A 17,072-nucleotide genomic window follows, 5' to 3' on the forward strand; every position below is an offset into this window, starting at 1 on the left:
GCATCTTTAAAGATGTGAGAAATGGTATACACTGAGTATTTCAATATGCAAAATTTGGCGTTGGACCGGGCATGAACAGCACTACTTTCGATCTCATCATTCGCGGCGGAACGGTGGTGACGCCCCAAGGGACACAGAGGTCTGACGTGGGCGTGGCAGGCGGGCGGATCACTGCCGTTGCACCAAACCTGCCCGGCGATGCTGGCGAGGTGATTGACGCCGGCGGCCATCTGGTCGTGCCCGGCGGTGTGGATACCCATTGCCATATTGAACAGATCTCGGGCGCAGGTCTGATGAATGCAGATACCTTTGAAACCGCCACCCGTTCAGCGGTCTTTGGCGGCACAACCTGTGTCGTGTCTTTTGCCGCGCAGCATCCGGGCCAGAAGATCAAACAGGTCGTGGCGGATTACGCCGCGCTCGCCCAAAAGGGCGCGATGATTGATCACGCCTTCCACATGATCGTCGCCGATACGGGTAATGGCAACCTAACCGAAGATCTGCCCGCCCTGATCGCGCAGAACCACAGGTCGATCAAGATTTTCACCACCTATGACAAGGTGCGGCAAGACGACAAATCCATTCTCGACATTCTGGATCTCGCAGCCCGCGACGGTGCATTGGTGTGTTTCCACGCCGAGAATGACGGCTTGATCCGCAACATGACCGACAAATTGCTGGCCGAGGGCAAAACAGCACCAAAATACCACGCGGCGTCACACCCGCGAGAAGCAGAAATTGAAGCGATTGACCGCATGTGCCGCTTTGCCAAATTCACCGGGGCACGGATCATGATCTTTCACGTATCCACCCGCGAGGGGGCGGATATTGTGCGCAAGGCGCGCGCGAAAGGGGTGAATGTTCAGGCCGAGACCTGTCCGCATTACCTGTTCATGACGGTGGATATTCTGGAGCAGGACAATCCGGCGCGGTTCATGTGCTCTCCTCCGCAACGCACGCACGAAGATCAGCAGGCGCTATGGGAGGCAATTGCCGATGGCACCTTGTCATTGGTTACATCCGATCACGCCCCCTATCGGATGGATGCAAGCGGCAAGTTCGCCAACGGCCGTGATGCCCCGTTCAACAAGATTGCCAACGGAATGCCGGGGCTTGAGACACGCCTACCGCTGATGTTCAACGCAATGGTAAGCGAAGGGCGCGGCGGGCTGGATGCCTTTGCACGCGTCACCGCAACGGCCCCTGCACAGGCATTCGGCCTGATCAACAAGGGCGCAATCGCGCCGGGGTTCGATGCAGATATCGCCATTTGGAACCCTGAATTGAGCTACACCTATGGCGCCAATGATCTCAAAGACAATGTTGGCTACAACCCCTTTGAAGGAACCACCGTCACAGGCATGCCGGTGACCGTCCTTTCGCGGGGGCAAGTGATAGTCCGCGACCGCGCATTACACAGCCTGCCCGGTCACGGCGCATGGCAACCCATGACATGGCAGGGCAATCAGCGCCCTGCGTGAGAATCAGGCGCGGCGATGTGCCAGCGCAAGATGGGTGTTTCGCATAACAAATGAGGCGTCAAAGACCCGTCTGTTGATGTGCTGCTCTGCGGGCAGGCAAGCGGCAAGGCGGGCGGCCTCTTGCGCGAGTTCGTTTACCTGCATCGCAATGGTGGAAACGCCTCCGCCCAGCCAGGCGTAGTAGGACGGATCGCCATATCCGACAAATCCTATACCCTGCACCACCTCTTGGTCCGCCTCCAACAAAACGCTGAGCACCCCGTTCGAGATTTCGAAACCGCCACAGACAATCGCCGTCACGTCGCCTGCCGCCAGCATTCGGGCCGCATTTTCCTGGCCAGTGATAAAATCCGGAGCGCCCAGCGCGATCCGACTGGCGTCAAGGGCAAGACCTGCAGACGCCAGACCGGCCTCAAACGCCGCGCGCCGCACCCGGCCCGAGGACAAACGTCCGTCCGCCCCGACATAGCCGATGGCCCGATGGCCCAGCTCCGCCAAATGCTGCACGGCGGCGCCAATGGCGCTGTGATCTTCGACAAGAATGGACGACACAGGCTGGCCCACATCCTGCTCCCGGATCAGCTGGATCACATTTACTCCACCTAGGTGGGCGGCCACATCTTGCCCCGCGCCCGGAGCTGGAACATGGATCACCGACATCGCCTGCACTTCGTGCAGCCGCTCAAAGGCGCGCAATTCGGTGTCGGGGTCATCATTGGTCAAGTGGATGATCAAATGCAACGAATGGTCTTCGCAAGACTGCGCCAGCGTATTGGCAAAGCGGGCGTAAAATTCATTGACGATATTGGGGAGCAACAGACCAACAATCTTGGTCCCGTCGCCGCGCATTGCCTTGGCTGCGGCATTCCTGACGTAGCCAACTTTGCGGGCATGGTCTTGCACCGCCTTTCGGGTGTCGGGGCGCACATTCGGATGATCCGAAAGCGCCCGTGACACCGTCATATGGGAAATTCCCAGATCCCTGGCGATGGATTTGATGGTGACGCGATTGCTCAAGAAAGAATCCTACTTGTTTGGCCGGACGTTAGCATTTCTTGTTTGGATGTGTTGACAATTATGTTTGCGTTACAGCATATGTTCACGTGAACACGATGCGGAGAGGCCAAGCCCTTGGCGAGCGGAATTGAGAAAAGATGCGCAGATCTACTGGTCGAGCTTGGCTTGATCAAAGAGGGGCAAGGCTGCACCGCAACGCCTTTGACCGGCGGTGTGGCCTCCGACATCGCCATGGTGGAGTTTGAGGGCCGCAAAGTCTGTGCCAAGTTCGCCTTGGCCAAGCTGAAAGTCGCCGAAGACTGGTTCGCGCCGGTCCATCGCAATCGTGCCGAATATGAGTGGCTGCGCGTGGCGTCGGCCATTGCGCCGGACGGCGCGGTAAAGCTGTTTGGGCGGTCTGACACGCTGAATGGTTTTGCCATGGAGTTTTTGGAGGGGCCGGACGTTTATCTTTGGAAAGATGCGCTGTTGGCGGGGCATGCTCCGCAGGGCGAAGCCACAGTGGTTGGTGATCTGCTCGGACGCATTCATGCCGCATCGACCCAAGCGGGTTTCGATGCCGCGCCATTCCACAATGCTGACGATTTTCGCGCCCTGCGCATCGAACCCTATTTGACGTTTACCGCAGGGCGGCACCCCGATTGCCGCGACAACCTCGATGCGCTTGCGGATATGCTCTATTCGGCTGATCGCGTGCTGGTGCATGGCGATGTGAGCCCTAAAAACATTCTGTTGCGCGGCGGTCGCCCCGTGGTGCTGGATGCCGAATGTGCGACCCTTGGCGATGCCAGTTTTGACCCCTCTTTCTGTCTCAATCATCTGGTGCTGAAATCCATCCATCTGCCGCGAATGGCCAAGGCCTATCTGCAAGAGGCCGTTGCATTCTGGAACAGTTACCGCGCCCATGTCACCTGGGAAGACGAAGCCGCGCTGGAACAGCGAATTTGCCGGTTGCTTCCTGCGCTGATGCTGGGGCGGGTCGATGGAAAATCGCCGGTTGAATACTTGAACACCGCCTCACAAAGCCTGACACGCGATCTGGCACGATCGTTGATTATGGCGCCGCCAGCAACATTGGCCGAGGTATTCGCCACCATCCACAAAACAATAAGGGACGCCCAATCGTGAGTGAAATTGCATCCATCAACGGCATGCGGGTCTGGGACTCGCGTGGCAATCCGACAATCGAGGTCGAGGTCACCCTTGCAGATGGATCAACAGGTCGGGCGATTGCCCCGGCCGGGGCATCACGGGGCACGCGCGAGGCGGTCGATCTGCGCGATGGCGGCACAGCCCTGCGCGGCATGGGGGTGCAGAAGGCGCTTGCCGGGATCGAACGACACATCGCGCCCCGGCTCCGCGGGATGGATGGGTTGGACCAGGCTGCGGTTGACGCTGCACTTATCAACGCCGATGCCTCTACACTGAAGAAAAATCTTGGCGGCAATGCCATGGTCGCCACTTCGTTGGCCGTGCTGCACGCCGCTGCCGATCATGCAGGCAAACCGCTTTGGCGTCATGTCGCGGACAGTTATGACCGCACCCCCAAGTTGCCCTTGCCAGAAATCCAGATCTTTGGCGGCGGCGCACACGCCGGCGGGCGCGTCGACATTCAGGATTTCATGATCATGGTGCCTGGCGCGACCAGCTTTGACGAAGTGATGGAAATTACCAACGAGGTCTACTTTGCCGCCGGCGATATCATGGCCCAGCGCGGCAAGCTGGCAGGTGTGGCAGACGAAGGCGGCTGGTGGCCGCAGTTTGACAGCAACGAAGAGGCGCTGGAAACCTTGGTCGCAGCCATCGAGAAGGCCGGCGAAAAGCCGGGGGACCGTGTTGTGATCTCACTCGACATCGCCGCGTCCGAGTTTGGCACGGCGGGACAATACCGGCTGTCCCTCGAAGACCGCGAGTTGGACAGCAGCGGCATGATCGACATGCTGGGGCGTTGGCTGGACACATACCCCATTGCATCGATCGAAGATCCGCTGGGCGAAGACGATCCAGAAGGCATGGCCGAGTTCACGCGCCGGTTTGGGGGTCGTGTTCAAATCATTGGCGATGATTATCTGGTCACAAACGCCGATCTGGTGCGCGAGGCGATCTCGCAGGGGGCGTGCAATGCGGCACTGATCAAGGTGAACCAGGCCGGAACCGTGAGCGAATCCATTGCGTGTTTTGATGCCGCTGTGAAAGAAAGCTGGGGCGCGATTGTGTCTGCGCGGTCGGGCGAGACAGAAGATGTCTCGATCAGCCATCTGTCCACAGGTTTGGGATGCGGCCAGCTTAAGGTCGGCTCGTTTACCCGCTCCGAACGGATGGTAAAATGGAATGAGTGCCTGCGGATCCAGCGCGATCTGGGCAAAGACAGCTTTGTTCAGGGGGCGCCGCTGGCGCAGACCTGGTGGGGCAAACAAAGGAACTAAGGAACAGATTATGAAATTTCTTCGATTGGGTGATGCTGGGCAGGAAGTGCCATGCGTGTTGGATCAAAACGGGGTTGCCCGCGATATCCGCAGTGTTGCAGCCGACATTGGGCCGGATACGATTGAGGGCTTGCAGGCAAAACTCGTCAATACCGATCTTGCAGCCTTGCCAGAGGTCGCGGCAGACGGGACGCGGGTCGGCAGCCCGATGGCGCAGCCGCGCAACATTTATTGCATTGGGTTGAACTATTCCGATCACGCCGCCGAGGCGGGCCTGCCCATTCCGGACGAACCGATCCTGTTCACCAAATCCTCTGGCACGTTCTGCGCGCCCAATGATCCGATCCTGCACAGCCCCAAGATGACCAAACTGGATTGGGAGGTCGAGCTGGGCATTGTGATTGGCAAGTCGGCGCTGAACATCACCAAGGCAGAGGCCAAGGACCACATTCTGGGCTATACGCTGGTCAACGATGTGTCCGAACGGGCGTGGCAGCAGGAACGCTCTGGCCAATGGTCCAAGGGTAAATCCTTCCCCAATTTCTGTCCGACCGGCCCGATGATTGTGACAGGTGACGAGGTTGGCGATGCGGCCGCCCTGCCGATGTGGCTGGATGTGAACGGCCAGCGGATGCAGACCGGCAACACTGACACCATGATCTTTGATTGTGAAACCATCGTCAGCTACCTCAGCGAGTTTCTGCGCCTTGAACCGGGTGATCTGATCTGCACCGGCACCCCTCCGGGTGTGGGCGCGGGCATGAAACCGCAGGTCTGGCTCAACCCCGGTGATGTGGTTCGGCTGGGCATTGATGGTTTGGGTGAACAATCCCAGACAGTTGTTGCACTGTAGGACAGCCATCCGATGAAAAAGCTACGGTCACAGCAGTGGTTCGACAATCCAGACAACCCGTCTATGACCGCGCTTTATTTGGGTCATTACCTCAACTACGGGCTCACACTCGAAGAACTGCAATCAGGCAAGCCGATCATCGGCATCGCCCAGACCGGCAGCGATCTGAGCCCGTGCAACCGGCATCATATTGAGCTGGCAAAGCGGGTGCGCGACGGGATTACGGCTGCGGGTGGTATCTGCCTTGAGTTCCCCGTGCATCCGATTCAGGAAACCGGCAAGCGCCCGACGGCGGCGCTTGACCGGAATCTTGCCTATCTGGGACTGGTTGAAAGCCTTTATGGTTATCCGCTGGACGGTGTGGTGCTGACTATTGGTTGCGACAAGACCACTCCGGCGCTGCTGATGGCGGCAGCCACGGTTGATATCCCCGCTGTCGCGCTTTCGGTTGGGCCCATGTTGAACGGCTGGCACGAAGGAAAACGATCGGGCACAGGGCAATCTATTTGGCTGGCCCGCAAGATGCTGGCGGCGGGCGAGATCGATGATGCCGAGTTCATGAAAATGGCCACGGCATCCACCCCTTCCGTGGGGTTTTGCAACACCATGGGCACGGCCACTACGATGAACAGTCTGGCAGAGGCATTGGGCATGCAATTGCCCGGCGCGGCAACCATTCCCGCGCCCTACCGCGAACGCGGGCAGATGGCCTATCACACCGGCCAGCGGATTGTGGACATGGTGCATGAGGATCTCAAACCCTCGGACGTGATGACCCGCGCGGCCTTTGAAAATGCCATTGTGGTTAATTCCGCCCTTGGAGGCAGCACCAATGCCCCGATCCACCTGAATGCCGTCGCCGCCCAACTGGGTGTACCTCTCAGCAATGATGACTGGCACAGTTTGGGCCATCACATTCCGCTGCTGTGTAACGTGCAGCCTGCCGGTGACTATCTGGGAGAGGATTTCTATCGTGCCGGCGGAGTGCCCGCGGTTGTCAAAGAACTGCTGATCGCCGGGGTGTTGCCGCATCCGGACGCCATGACGATCACGGGCAAGTCAATTGCCGAGATCTATGCCGATGCAAAGGTGTCAGAGCGGGACGTGATCCGCACCGTTGCTGATCCGCTGAAAGAGGCGGCGGGTTTTCTGCATTTGTCGGGCAATCTGTTTGACAGTGCGATCATGAAAACATCCGTGATCTCGCCCGACTTTCGCAAGAGATACCTGTCTGACCCCGAAGACCCCGACGCCTTTGAGGGCCGCGCCATCGTGTTTGATGGTCCAGAGGATTATCACGACCGGATTGATGACCCCGCATTGCAGATCGACGCAGATTGCATTCTGGTGATCCGCGGCGCGGGGCCCATCGGATATCCCGGTGGGGCCGAGGTGGTGAACATGCAGCCGCCTGCCGCCCTGATCCGCGCCGGAATTTCAGAGCTGCCAACCCTTGGCGATGGCCGTCAATCGGGCACATCCGGAAGTCCGTCCATTCTCAATGCCAGCCCCGAAGCGGCGGCAGGTGGCGGATTGGCTTTGCTGCAGACAGGTGATCGCATCCGGGTCGATCTGGCGCTCCGGAAGGTGAATGTGCTGATCCCCGATGCCGAGTTGGCGCGGCGCAAGGAGGATTTGGCAAAAGCGGGCGGCTATCAATACCCCGCCCATCAAACCCCTTGGCAAGAGATCCAGCGCGGCATGGTCGATCAGCTCGATCGCGGCATGGTGTTGAAACCAACGGTCAAGTACCGCGCCATTGCCCAGAAAAGACAGGTGCCTCGTGACAACCATTGATACCAGCATCGCATCACCCGGTCTTAGCTACGCGATTTACCCAAGCCTGTCAGGCAAACGCGCCTTTGTGACGGGCGGCGCCACCGGTATCGGCGCGGCGATGGTACGGGCCTATGCAGATCAAGGTGTGCATGTCGGCTTTATCGACATCGCTGAAACCGAGGGGCGTCAGCTTTGCCGATCAATTACCGATGCGGGGGGCGCGGCGTGGTTTCGCAAGGTGAACGTCACAGATATTGCCGCGATGCAGGCCGCGATTGCGGATTTTGCGAAGGCCGAAGGCCCGATTGATGTTCTGGTCAACAACGTGGCCAATGATAGCCGTCATGAGATGCAGGATGTGACCCCTGACGTCTGGAACCAATCGTTTGACGTGAACCTGCGCCCTGCGTTTTTCGCCATTCAAGCGGTGGCCGAACAGATGATCGCCCGCAAGCGGGGCAGCATCATCAACTTCGGCTCGATCTCCTGGAAGGCCAAAGTTGACAGCATGCCAGCCTACACCACGGCCAAAGCCGCCGTGCATGGGTTGACCAGATCCTTTGTCAAACCATTGGGCGCGGCCGGGGTGCGGATCAACACGGTACTGCCTGGATGGGTGATGACCGAGCGCCAGATAGCACTGCATCTGGATGCAGAGGGCGAACAGTTCTTGCGGGCCAATCAACCGCTTGCGGGTCGGATAACCCCTGAAGACACCGCAGCGATGGCGCTTTTCCTATCAGCGGATGACAGCGCCTTGTGCACCGGTCAGGAATTTACCGTCGATGGTGGTTGGACGTGACCGTGGCGCGTGGTGGCACAATGATTTCCGGCCTCTCCGATCCGTCGGTTGAGGTGTTTGACCACCGGATTTGCAGGCTGGGCGAAGGCGTGTTCTGGCATCCACTGCGACAGCAGTTGTTCTGGTTCGACATTCTCGGGCGCAAGATGCACAGCAAGCGGAACGGCAAACCGATCACTTGGATGTTCGACGAACATGTTTCTGCCGCCGGATGGATCGACCATGATACGCTCCTGATCGCCAGCGAGAGCCGTTTATTCACCTTTGATCCGGATTCCGGTGCGCGGCGCGATGTCGTGCCGCTCGAAGCCGACAATCCGGTCACGCGGTCCAATGACGGGCGGGCTGACCCCTATGGTGGGTTCTGGATTGGCACAATGGGCAAAAAAGCCGAAAATGGCGCAGGGGCGATCTACCGGTATCACGATGGCACTCTGCGCCAGATCTTCGCGGATCTGACGATCCCGAATGCCATTTGCTTTTCGCCCGATGGCGCCTGGGCCTATTACACAGATACGCTGACCCAGATCATCCACAAACAGGCATTGGACGATCACGGCTGGCCGCAAGGGCCGGCGCAGGTTTTTGCGGATCTGCGGGAAGACGGGGTGTTTCCGGATGGCGCAGTCGTCGATGACGATGGCCATCTGTGGAACGCGCAATGGGGCGCATCAAGGGTTGCCCGCTATACCCCTGACGGCAGATTTCAAACTGCGGTTGTCTTTCCTGCGTCGCAAATCAGCTGCCCGGCTTTTGGCGGCTCAGGTTTGGACCGCTTGTTCGCGACTTCTGCGGCAGACGGGTTGCCTCAAGACGCACCGGCTCACGGCAAAACCTATGTCACCCAGACGGCTGTCAGGGGCCAAGAGGAACATCAGGTCCATCTTTGACAGTGGCATTCATCGCCGCGTTGAGAACACAAACGACGTGCGCTGCCGATAGACCTCACCGGGCCGCAGTATCGGCGATGGCGCCTTTGGGTTGTTGATGGCATTGGGCCAGTTCTGCGGCTCAAGCGCGATACCGGCATAGCTGTTCCAGTTGCGCGTCCCTTCCCTCACCAGATCGGTCAATTCGCCATCATAGACCTGCAATCCCGGTTCGGTGCTGTGTATGGCCATGCGAACCCCGCTGTCCGGCGCGGAAAGCTGCGCCAAAAGGGCCTGTCCCTGCTGATGCTCAAAACAAAAGTTGTGATCAATCCCGCCGTCCCGCAATGCCGCGCGCAATCGTTTGGCCACCCGAAAGTCGAGAGCCGTTCCCGCCAATGGCACCGGATCGTTTTCTGGGATCAGCGTATCGTCCGGGCGTTGATATGACCCCGCCGGGATATGCAACAGATGGTCTGTGACATCTTCGGTCAGGCCCAGGTTGAAATACCCATGATGGGCAAAGTTGCACAGGGTCGGTTTGTCCGCCTGCGCGGTGATCTCCAGGCTCAATGCGGGTCCGGCGGTGATGCTAAAGGTCAGCCTGACCTCCATCGCCCCCGGAAAGCCCATTTGCCCATCCGCCAAATCCATCCCGAGCGTCACCCGATCAGGATGGTGATCCAAAACTTGCCAGTTCAGCCGCGAGGTGCCGCACGCGCCGCCGTGCAGCGTGTGTCGATTGAGAAAGTTCTGGTCTGTCTGATGGTCAGTTCCATCGATCGAAAAACGCCCTTCTGCGATCCGGTTGGCGCAGCGACCGACCGTCGCGCCCAGATAGATGGCTTGGTTCAGATAGCCCTCAAGATCATCCAGCCCTAGGACCAAGGATTTTGGATGACCGGCGATGTAGAGGCTCTGCAAGGTTGCGCCATAGCTTAGGACATTGGCGCGCAACCCCTGCCCCGCAATCGGGATTTGCCAGACAGTCTGGCGATCCGGCAGAACCCCCAATGAGCGTGGACGAGAATCTTCTGTCATTGGGTCAGTAGGTCGCACGGCCGCCGGACATGTCGAACACGGCAGCTGTGGAATAGGAACACGCCTCTGAGGACAGGAACATCACCATTTCGGCCACCTCATCCACAGTGCCCATACGGCCCATCGGTATCTTCGAAAGCATGTAGGAAATCTGTTCTTCAGTCACATCATCCAGCATCTCGGTCTTGATCACCGCTGGGGTGATCGCATTCACCCGGATGCCGGTTTGCGCCAGTTCCTTGCCCAAGGATTTGGTCAGGCTGATCACACCCGCCTTGGATGCCGAATAGGCCGAGGCGTTGGGATTGCCCTCTTTGCCCGCGACAGAGGCCACATTGATGATGCGGCCATAGTCCTGCTTTTTCATGAAGGGCACCACTGCGCGGGCGCAATGAAACACCCCGTTCAGGTTCACCTGCATCACGCGGGCCCAGTCTTCGGGCGGAAAGACCTCGACCATGGCGTTTGGTCCTGCGATTCCCGCGGAGTTCACAAGGATATCCAGCCCGCCCATCTGATCATTTGCCTCTTGTGCGGCAGCGGCCACATCGGAATAATCGCTGACATCCACAACCCGGTGCATGACAGGGCCAAGCGGGGCAAGTTCCTGCGCCTTCTGGGTCAGGACATCGGCGTTGGCATCCCAAAGACAGACCTTTGCGCCCCGCTCCAGCATGGCGCGGGCTGCTGCCGCCCCCATGCCGCGTGCCCCACCCGTGATGATCGCCTTGCGCCCTGAAAAGATTTGCGCGTTCATAATATTATCCTTGTTATTCATTGTGGAACGGGTTGCGTTCACATCAACATTTTGATGATTGCGTCATGGCTCTCGCGGTCATCCGGCCCATTCAAATTGACCGTGCCGCGCCGCGTGCCAGAGCGCATGACGATGGCGCGCTCGGCCACTTCCATGACGTGTTCGATATTGTGCATGATGACGATCACCGACAGATTGTGCGACTTGAGCGTACGTATCAGATCCAGCACTTTTCCGGTCTCGCGCACCCCAAGGGCCGCTGTCGGTTCATCCATGATCACCACTTTTCGGCCCCACATCACCGATTTGGCGATGGCCACACATTGCCGCTGACCACCTGAAAAGGCGCTGACCTCCTGGTCGATGCGGGGGATATTGATTGCCATTTGGCTGACCGCTTCGCGGGCCTCGTTGCGCATCGCTTTGCGGTCCACAAATCCCAGCATCTTGCGCCAGCCGCCGCCGACCTTTTCCTTGCCCGCAAACACATTGGCGGCCACGTCCAAATTGTCAAAAAGCGCGAGATCCTGATAAATCGTTTCAATCCCGTGATCGCGGGCTTCGTGCGGCGTGCCAAAGGATACCGGCTGCCCACCGATACGGATTTGCCCCGCGTCAGGTTGGTAGTAGCCCGACAAGGTCTTGATCAGCGTCGATTTGCCCGCGCCGTTGTCGCCCAGCAGTGCAAGAACCTCGTTCTCATAGAGCTCGAAATCCACACCGCGCAACACTTCAACAGGGCCAAACCGTTTTTCGATACCGGTCATTTCGACCACTTTGTTTGGTGCGGTCATGACCGTTTCCCCCGGTTGATAATGGCGTCCGACAGAACAGCGAGGATCAGAACACAGCCCGATGCGACCCCCTGCCAATAGACAGACACAGCATTCAAAACGAGGATGTTATTGACCAGCGCCAGGAACAAAACACCAAGTGCCGCGCCCAGAACCGTGCCGCGCCCGCCATAGATCGAACAGCCGCCAACGATCACCGCGGTGATCACGCGCAGTTCCATCCCCGTCGCAGTGTTTGGAAATGCGGAGCCAAGCCGCGCCACAACAACAACACCCCCCAGGGCCGCAAGAACCGAACAGATTACATAGCCCATCAGCTTGAGACGCTTGACGTTGATCCCTGCGCGCAGGGCTGCCATTTCGGACCCGCCTAGAAAGGAGAATTTGCGGAACCAGACGTTCTGCCACATCGCCATGTGAAAAAGCACAACCAGCACCACAACCAGTACCACCAGATTGGGCAGCCCAAAGACAACGTCGCCGTTGGCCAGAGCCTTGAAACTGCCGGGGATCGAAGACATCGCGTATCCTCCGGACAGGATGTACACCGCGCTGCGGAAAATCGTCATGGTGCCAAGCGTCGTGATCAGCGGATTGAGCCCGACATAGGCGATCAGATATCCGTTCACCAAGCCCACAACGACACCGGCACAAAGACCCGCGGCGATGGCCACAGGAATGGACAGGCCGGCATTAAAGGCCAGCGCAATGACAACCGCGCTTAGCGCGACGACAGAGCCAACCGAAAGATCGATCCCACCGCTCAGCAGAACAATCGTCAGGCCGATGGCGACGATCATCTCGATTGACATACCAATCACCACATTCTTGATGTTGGCGGCAGTCAGGAAATAGGGCGACAGCATTGTCGCGGCGATGGCGGTGATCAGGATCATCACGCCGACGATAATCTCGCGGCTCAACAGCAGGCGTTTGACGTCAAACCCTCCTGCATCGCCTAGCCGATCAGTGTTTGTCTGGGACAAGGTCATGGGACCACTTCATGAGAAAGGACAGTAATGTCCGGCCAGCAATCTGCCAGCCGGACGCGAGGCTGCTTATGAACAGCTCCCGACGAGGAATGAATCGGCGTTCTCTTTGGTGATGAAGAACATGCCGGGATCAATTTTTGGTGGCAGAACAGAGACACCCACATCCGCGCCGGGCGTGCCGTCGAGGTTGTTGTTGACATATTCATAGGCCAGCTTCAGCGCGAGAAACCCTTCGAGATAGGTGTTGACCGCCGAGGTTGTCTGAATCGCGCCATCCTTGATGCCGCAGACGATGGGATCAAAGACATCCGACGCCACAACCATCACTTCGCCTTTGCGGCCCAGTTCGGTCAGCGCTGTTGCCACGCCGGTGCCGGTTGCGTTGATCACAACCAGACCGTCGATATCGGGATTGCCAAGCAACATTGTCTTGGTACGTTCGGCAGTGATCTGATCATCGCCTTGGTTGTCTTCGATCGCGACAACCTCATATGCGGGAGCATTGGCAGACAGGTAGTCTTTCAGGCCTTGGATACGCACTTGCAGGTTGGTTTGGTTGATGGCTGTCAGCAGGCCGATCTGGCCCTCTTCTTTGCCTTGCCCTTGCAGCAACTCAACGATCTTTTTGCCGTACTGAAAGCCGACATTGTAGTGATCTGGCCCAACAAAGGTGATGCGCGGGCTGTCCGGTGCGTCGCTGTCGAACGTGGCCACGGGCACACCCATTTCGGTCACGCGCTTGATGGTTTCGGACATGGACGGGTCAAATGCGCCGGTGAGGAAGGCGGACGGTTGGGTCAGCGCGATCTGCTCCATCTGGTTTTGCGTTGCGATGTTGTCAAACTCCACGGGGCCGGTGAATTCAAACTGCACGCCCAGTTGATCAGCCGCATCTTGTGCACCCTGCCGGATCGGCACCCAGAACGGATGGCCCGAGATCGGAACAACCATAACGTATTTCTGATCCGACACATCCGCCGCATAGGCGCCTGTTACAGCCGCCGCCGATAGCGCAATAGCCGCGAGGGTTGATTTGATAATTGACTTCATTTGGGTCCTCCCTGAACACCGTACGCCGTCCCGATTGTCGGACCGGCAGAAGCGCGAAAAATGGATCAAATCCACCTCATCGCAAATTGGTACATTGAATGGACCATAGAGCCAAAACAGGATCTGTCAACCGCCCCTCCCGTTTTCAACTTTTTGGCAGCTCCAACACGCTGGTGGCCAAGTTATTGTAGATCCGGTCCATGTGGCGATGCATCATCCGGCGGGCCAGATCCGGATCACCAGCCGTGATCGCAGCCAGAATTTTCCGGTGGTCTCGAATCGCATAGTCCCACATTTCGGCGGTCGAAAAGTGATCTTCGAGGCGCTGGTAATACTTGCCGCGCTGCATGTTCTACAGATCGCGCACCATATCGCCCAGCACAGTATTCTGACTTGCACGGGCAATTTCGCGGTGGAATTGGCGGTCCGACGGGTGGCGCAGATCATAGCGCCGCTCGCCTTCTTCCAGCGCATTTGCAGCGGCTTTGGTCCGCTCAATATCCGCTTCAGTTCCCAGCTTGGCCGCTAGAAACGCGGTTTCTCCTTCGACTGCACGGCGGGCTTGAATAATATCCAGAGGCCGTCTGCCGCTGACATCCAGTGACGGCAAACGGTTGGCATTGGACAGCGCATTCTCCGCAACAAAGATCCCGCTGGAGGTGCGAATTTCCAGAACACCACTGAGTTCAAGCACAACAAGAGCCTGCCGCAGTGATCCGCGACTGACCTTCAACTGTTCCGCAAGGTCGCGCTCGGACGGCAACCGGTCTCCAGGGGAAAATCGCCCGCCAGAATGAGTTCGATCAGCAATTCCGCGATCTGGTCGTGTAGTTTGTTCTGTTTCAAAGCCCGAACCGGCATGCGTCCTCCTTCGAGCGGCGAGGCAAATACCGAGCCGCGACTGCCACATGGCATTTGGTTCATCCTATAAACCGATTGGCAAGCACACATTCACCGCACATGGCGGGATGTGCCTTGGCCAAACTTAGAATTTGGCGACCAGCTGGCGCAGTGATCCGACGTTCATGCGCTTATAGGCATTCTTCCGATGGGTGATGATGGTGGTTTCTGCCAGCCCCAATATCTCAGCCGTCTGCGCGGCAGTACGTCCCTTGATGGCCATGGCGGCAACCTCCCGTTCGCGGTGCGTGAGGCCTGGATAGCTGAGCGCGAGACGTGCTTGAATGTCCTGCTCCATCCAAACGGAGCCTTTCAGGGAAAAAGCCACATGCCGCTCCACCGCAGCCAAGAGGAACGGCAATACTGCCGCCGCCCTTTTGTGGCTGGGAGGGTCAAAAACACCACTCTCTTCGGCGCTATAAAGACTGACACAAAGGCCATAGGTGGACGTGCGCCGCACTAGGGAAATTCGCCCCGCGATGCCGGGCAGATCATAGCAATCCCGACGGTAAGTGAAGGATTTGATGTCAGCCGCGTTCTGGCTTGTCAGGAAATCCCCCTCTCCCTTGCGACCGGACAGCAGAACGGTGTTTGGGTCTTCATCCATGTGGCGGGTGTAGCCCTGCGCCGCCCGTTCGGCCCGTTGTTTGCCTTTGCGGCCGTCGGTGCCAACCAAAAGCGGCAGATCACGATCTCCCTGGCAGAAGACCGACACAAAATCGGCACCGCAAACCTCATGCGCAAGCTCAAGCAGTGCTGGCACGCACTGGGTTGATCCGATGCATTCCACCAGCCCAACACATTGGGTCGCTGTCAGGCTGAGTTCTGTGTCCTCTGGTGGATTTGACCGATTCAAAACAATTTCCTTTGGCGAAAGGGAGCGCATTCTGGCCCTAGGTTGTGCCCTAAAGTAGTCGCGGCACAGTTCCTCATCAATGAGGAATGCCTTGGTTCATTTCACAGGCTACGACTTTGCCAAACCCGGCCGCTGCCACTGCTGTGCCGAGACGAACTGCCAAAGGAGATCCCTCATGTTTGCCCGCGAAAACATCACATTCGATCCGATTGCCCTGCCCGACCGCGCAGATTTGACAGACGCCGAAATACTGGCACAGGCGCAATCTTTTCACGGTAAAATGCTCAAGCGGCACACGGTGCGCGATTTTAGCGACCGCCCCGTTGACCGCGCCGTGATCGAGGAATGCATCCGAACCGCCGGGACCGCGCCATCGGGTGCCAATCACCAGCCATGGCATTTTGTGGCCATCTCCGATCCTATGTTCAAAAAACGCATCCGCGATGCCTCGGAAGAAGAAGAACGCAGATTCTATGAGGGCGGTGCAGGCGATGAATGGCTCAAGGCGCTTGAGCCGATCGGGACCAATGACAACAAACCCCATCTTGAGGATGCGCCCTGGTTGATTGTGATTTTTGCCCAGCGATGGGGCCATTTTGACGACGGTACGCGCTACAAAAATTACTACGTTCCTGAAAGCGTTGGCATCGCCACAGGATTTTTGCTTGCGGCGCTGCACCATGCCGGGCTGACATCCTTGACACATACCCCCAACCCGATGAAGTTTCTCAACGATATGCTTGGCCGGCCACAATCGGAAAAGCCGGTGATGATCCTTGCGGTTGGCCATCCCGCGGCTGATGCCACGATCCCGCGTGTCGCCAAGATCAAGAAACCGCTAAGCGAGATCCTAACCGTTTCAGAATGATCGCCTGAAAGATCGCGCCCGGCTATTTTACCAAACAGATGAGAAAGCTTTGCCATGACCTATGTCGTGACCGATAATTGTATCGCCTGCAAATACACCGACTGCGTTGAGGTTTGCCCCGTTGATTGCTTCTACGAGGGGGAAAACATGCTGGTGATCCATCCCGACGAATGCATTGATTGCGGTGTTTGCGAGCCTGAATGCCCGGCGGACGCGATCCGAACAGATGCCGAACCAGACAGTGACCAATGGGTCGCACATGCGCGGCTATACGCAGAGATCTGGCCGGTCATTACAGCGCGCAAGCCGCCCCTTAAAACCGCCGCGCAGCGCGATGGCGAGACAGGCAAATTCGAACTATTCTTTGGTCAGGCGCAAGCTTAGGGGCAGATACCCTGCAGGCCTTATCAAAGTTCACCCACCTTTCAGTGCGCCTCGCAGAAATGATCGGGCCGGATCGCGAGAATCAGCCCGAGATCGGGTTGACAATTCTCCCATCACCCACAAGGAAGGCGGCACTGAATGGCCCGTCCGAAACGCCCGTAAAAAGGGCGGCTTCACCCGGTTTGTCCAGTAAAGTTGTCGTT

Annotated in this window: 17 protein-coding genes and 1 pseudogene; 9 read left to right on the forward strand and 9 right to left on the reverse strand. The window is 58.1% G+C overall.

What is annotated here, in order from left to right:
• Positions 1–71 precede the first annotated feature (71 nt).
• Complete coding sequence (gene hydA, locus K3754_RS15825; RefSeq protein WP_259938495.1) at positions 72–1,481, forward strand: dihydropyrimidinase; 1,410 nt, start codon at positions 72–74, stop codon at positions 1,479–1,481.
• A gap of 3 nt (positions 1,482–1,484) precedes the next feature.
• Here the strand turns inward: hydA and K3754_RS15830 are convergent, their stop codons facing one another.
• The gene (locus K3754_RS15830) at positions 1,485–2,498 is read right to left on the reverse strand and encodes a LacI family DNA-binding transcriptional regulator (RefSeq protein ID WP_259938497.1); all 1,014 of its coding nucleotides are present in this window, start codon (positions 2,496–2,498) and stop codon (positions 1,485–1,487) included.
• Positions 2,499–2,612: 114 nt separating this feature from the next.
• Here K3754_RS15830 and K3754_RS15835 point away from each other — a divergent pair, with 114 nt between their 5' ends.
• Genes K3754_RS15835 through K3754_RS15860 form a run of 6 tightly spaced genes read left to right on the forward strand, consistent with a single transcriptional unit; the run spans position 2,613 to position 9,248 of the window.
• A complete protein-coding gene (locus K3754_RS15835; RefSeq protein ID WP_259938499.1) occupies positions 2,613–3,626 on the forward strand; it encodes a phosphotransferase family protein in 1,014 nt (337 codons plus the stop codon).
• Positions 3,623–4,924 carry a phosphopyruvate hydratase gene (gene eno, locus K3754_RS15840; RefSeq protein WP_259938500.1) on the forward strand — a complete coding sequence of 434 codons (1,302 nt, stop codon included), beginning with the start codon at positions 3,623–3,625 and terminating at the stop codon, positions 4,922–4,924. Before K3754_RS15835 ends, eno begins: the two co-directional genes overlap by 4 nt.
• Before the next feature lie 10 nt (positions 4,925–4,934).
• Positions 4,935–5,777 (forward strand): fumarylacetoacetate hydrolase family protein, encoded by an 843-nt coding sequence (locus K3754_RS15845; protein WP_259938501.1) that lies wholly within the window; start codon positions 4,935–4,937, stop codon positions 5,775–5,777.
• Between the two features lie 12 nt (positions 5,778–5,789).
• On the forward strand, positions 5,790–7,574 hold the full coding sequence (locus K3754_RS15850; RefSeq protein WP_259938502.1) for an IlvD/Edd family dehydratase: 1,785 nt from the start codon (positions 5,790–5,792) through the stop codon (positions 7,572–7,574).
• Entirely contained in the window at positions 7,561–8,358 is a 798-nt protein-coding gene (locus K3754_RS15855) for an SDR family NAD(P)-dependent oxidoreductase (RefSeq protein WP_259938503.1), read from the forward strand. Before K3754_RS15850 ends, K3754_RS15855 begins: the two co-directional genes overlap by 14 nt.
• Positions 8,355–9,248, forward strand: a complete 894-nt coding sequence (locus K3754_RS15860; protein ID WP_311201435.1) for an SMP-30/gluconolactonase/LRE family protein — start codon at positions 8,355–8,357, stop codon at positions 9,246–9,248. Before K3754_RS15855 ends, K3754_RS15860 begins: the two co-directional genes overlap by 4 nt.
• 9 nt (positions 9,249–9,257) lie before the next feature.
• Here K3754_RS15860 and K3754_RS15865 read toward each other — a convergent pair whose 3' ends face one another.
• The 8 genes and pseudogenes from K3754_RS15865 to K3754_RS15900 all read right to left on the reverse strand — a co-directional run bounded on the left by K3754_RS15865 (position 9,258) and on the right by K3754_RS15900 (position 15,617).
• Positions 9,258–10,268, reverse strand: coding sequence for an aldose epimerase family protein (locus tag K3754_RS15865; RefSeq protein WP_259938504.1), 1,011 nt, complete (start codon positions 10,266–10,268; stop codon positions 9,258–9,260).
• A 4-nt stretch (positions 10,269–10,272) separates the two neighbouring features.
• Positions 10,273–11,025: an SDR family NAD(P)-dependent oxidoreductase gene (locus K3754_RS15870; protein WP_203210173.1), complete on the reverse strand. Its 753-nt coding sequence runs from the start codon at positions 11,023–11,025 to the stop codon at positions 10,273–10,275.
• 38 nt (positions 11,026–11,063) lie between these two features.
• A complete protein-coding gene (locus K3754_RS15875) occupies positions 11,064–11,819 on the reverse strand; it encodes an ATP-binding cassette domain-containing protein (RefSeq protein ID WP_203210172.1) in 756 nt (251 codons plus the stop codon).
• Entirely contained in the window at positions 11,816–12,811 is a 996-nt protein-coding gene (locus K3754_RS15880) for an ABC transporter permease (RefSeq protein WP_259938505.1), read from the reverse strand. The genes K3754_RS15875 and K3754_RS15880 overlap by 4 nt, the downstream gene beginning before the upstream one ends.
• 66 nt (positions 12,812–12,877) lie before the next feature.
• Positions 12,878–13,861 (reverse strand): substrate-binding domain-containing protein, encoded by a 984-nt coding sequence (locus tag K3754_RS15885; RefSeq protein ID WP_037905972.1) that lies wholly within the window; start codon positions 13,859–13,861, stop codon positions 12,878–12,880.
• Positions 13,862–14,006: 145 nt separating this feature from the next.
• A pseudogene (locus tag K3754_RS15890) lies at positions 14,007–14,624 on the reverse strand (FadR/GntR family transcriptional regulator).
• Entirely contained in the window at positions 14,591–14,722 is a 132-nt protein-coding gene (locus K3754_RS15895; RefSeq protein ID WP_259938512.1) for a hypothetical protein, read from the reverse strand. Before K3754_RS15895 ends, K3754_RS15890 begins: the two are co-directional and overlap by 34 nt.
• Positions 14,723–14,846: 124 nt before the next feature.
• Entirely contained in the window at positions 14,847–15,617 is a 771-nt protein-coding gene (locus K3754_RS15900; protein WP_259938513.1) for a helix-turn-helix transcriptional regulator, read from the reverse strand.
• 175 nt (positions 15,618–15,792) lie between these two features.
• Between K3754_RS15900 and K3754_RS15905 the strand changes: the two genes are divergently transcribed.
• Positions 15,793–16,485, forward strand: a complete 693-nt coding sequence (locus tag K3754_RS15905) for a nitroreductase family protein (protein WP_259938514.1) — start codon at positions 15,793–15,795, stop codon at positions 16,483–16,485.
• 54 nt (positions 16,486–16,539) lie between these two features.
• Positions 16,540–16,869: a ferredoxin FdxA gene (gene fdxA / locus K3754_RS15910; protein ID WP_259938517.1), complete on the forward strand. Its 330-nt coding sequence runs from the start codon at positions 16,540–16,542 to the stop codon at positions 16,867–16,869.
• The last annotated feature ends 203 nt before the right edge of the window (positions 16,870–17,072 follow it).

The sequence above is a fragment of the Sulfitobacter sp. M368 genome (genome assembly GCF_025141875.1).
GTDB lineage: Bacteria > Pseudomonadota > Alphaproteobacteria > Rhodobacterales > Rhodobacteraceae > Sulfitobacter > Sulfitobacter mediterraneus_A.

Coding starts and splice junctions, on each gene's coding strand:
- K3754_RS15850 (WP_259938502.1), top strand. CDS start 5,790: ATGAAAAAGCTACGGTCACAGCAGTGGTTCGACAATCCAGACAACCCG.
- K3754_RS15875 (WP_203210172.1), bottom strand. CDS start 11,819: ATGACCGCACCAAACAAAGTGGTCGAAATGACCGGTATCGAAAAACGG.
- K3754_RS15885 (WP_037905972.1), bottom strand. CDS start 13,861: ATGAAGTCAATTATCAAATCAACCCTCGCGGCTATTGCGCTATCGGCG.
- K3754_RS15870 (WP_203210173.1), bottom strand. CDS start 11,025: ATGAACGCGCAAATCTTTTCAGGGCGCAAGGCGATCATCACGGGTGGG.
- K3754_RS15905 (WP_259938514.1), top strand. CDS start 15,793: ATGTTTGCCCGCGAAAACATCACATTCGATCCGATTGCCCTGCCCGAC.
- K3754_RS15845 (WP_259938501.1), top strand. CDS start 4,935: ATGAAATTTCTTCGATTGGGTGATGCTGGGCAGGAAGTGCCATGCGTG.
- K3754_RS15865 (WP_259938504.1), bottom strand. CDS start 10,268: ATGACAGAAGATTCTCGTCCACGCTCATTGGGGGTTCTGCCGGATCGC.
- fdxA (WP_259938517.1), top strand. CDS start 16,540: ATGACCTATGTCGTGACCGATAATTGTATCGCCTGCAAATACACCGAC.
- K3754_RS15895 (WP_259938512.1), bottom strand. CDS start 14,722: ATGCCGGTTCGGGCTTTGAAACAGAACAAACTACACGACCAGATCGCG.
- K3754_RS15880 (WP_259938505.1), bottom strand. CDS start 12,811: ATGACCTTGTCCCAGACAAACACTGATCGGCTAGGCGATGCAGGAGGG.
- hydA (WP_259938495.1), top strand. CDS start 72: ATGAACAGCACTACTTTCGATCTCATCATTCGCGGCGGAACGGTGGTG.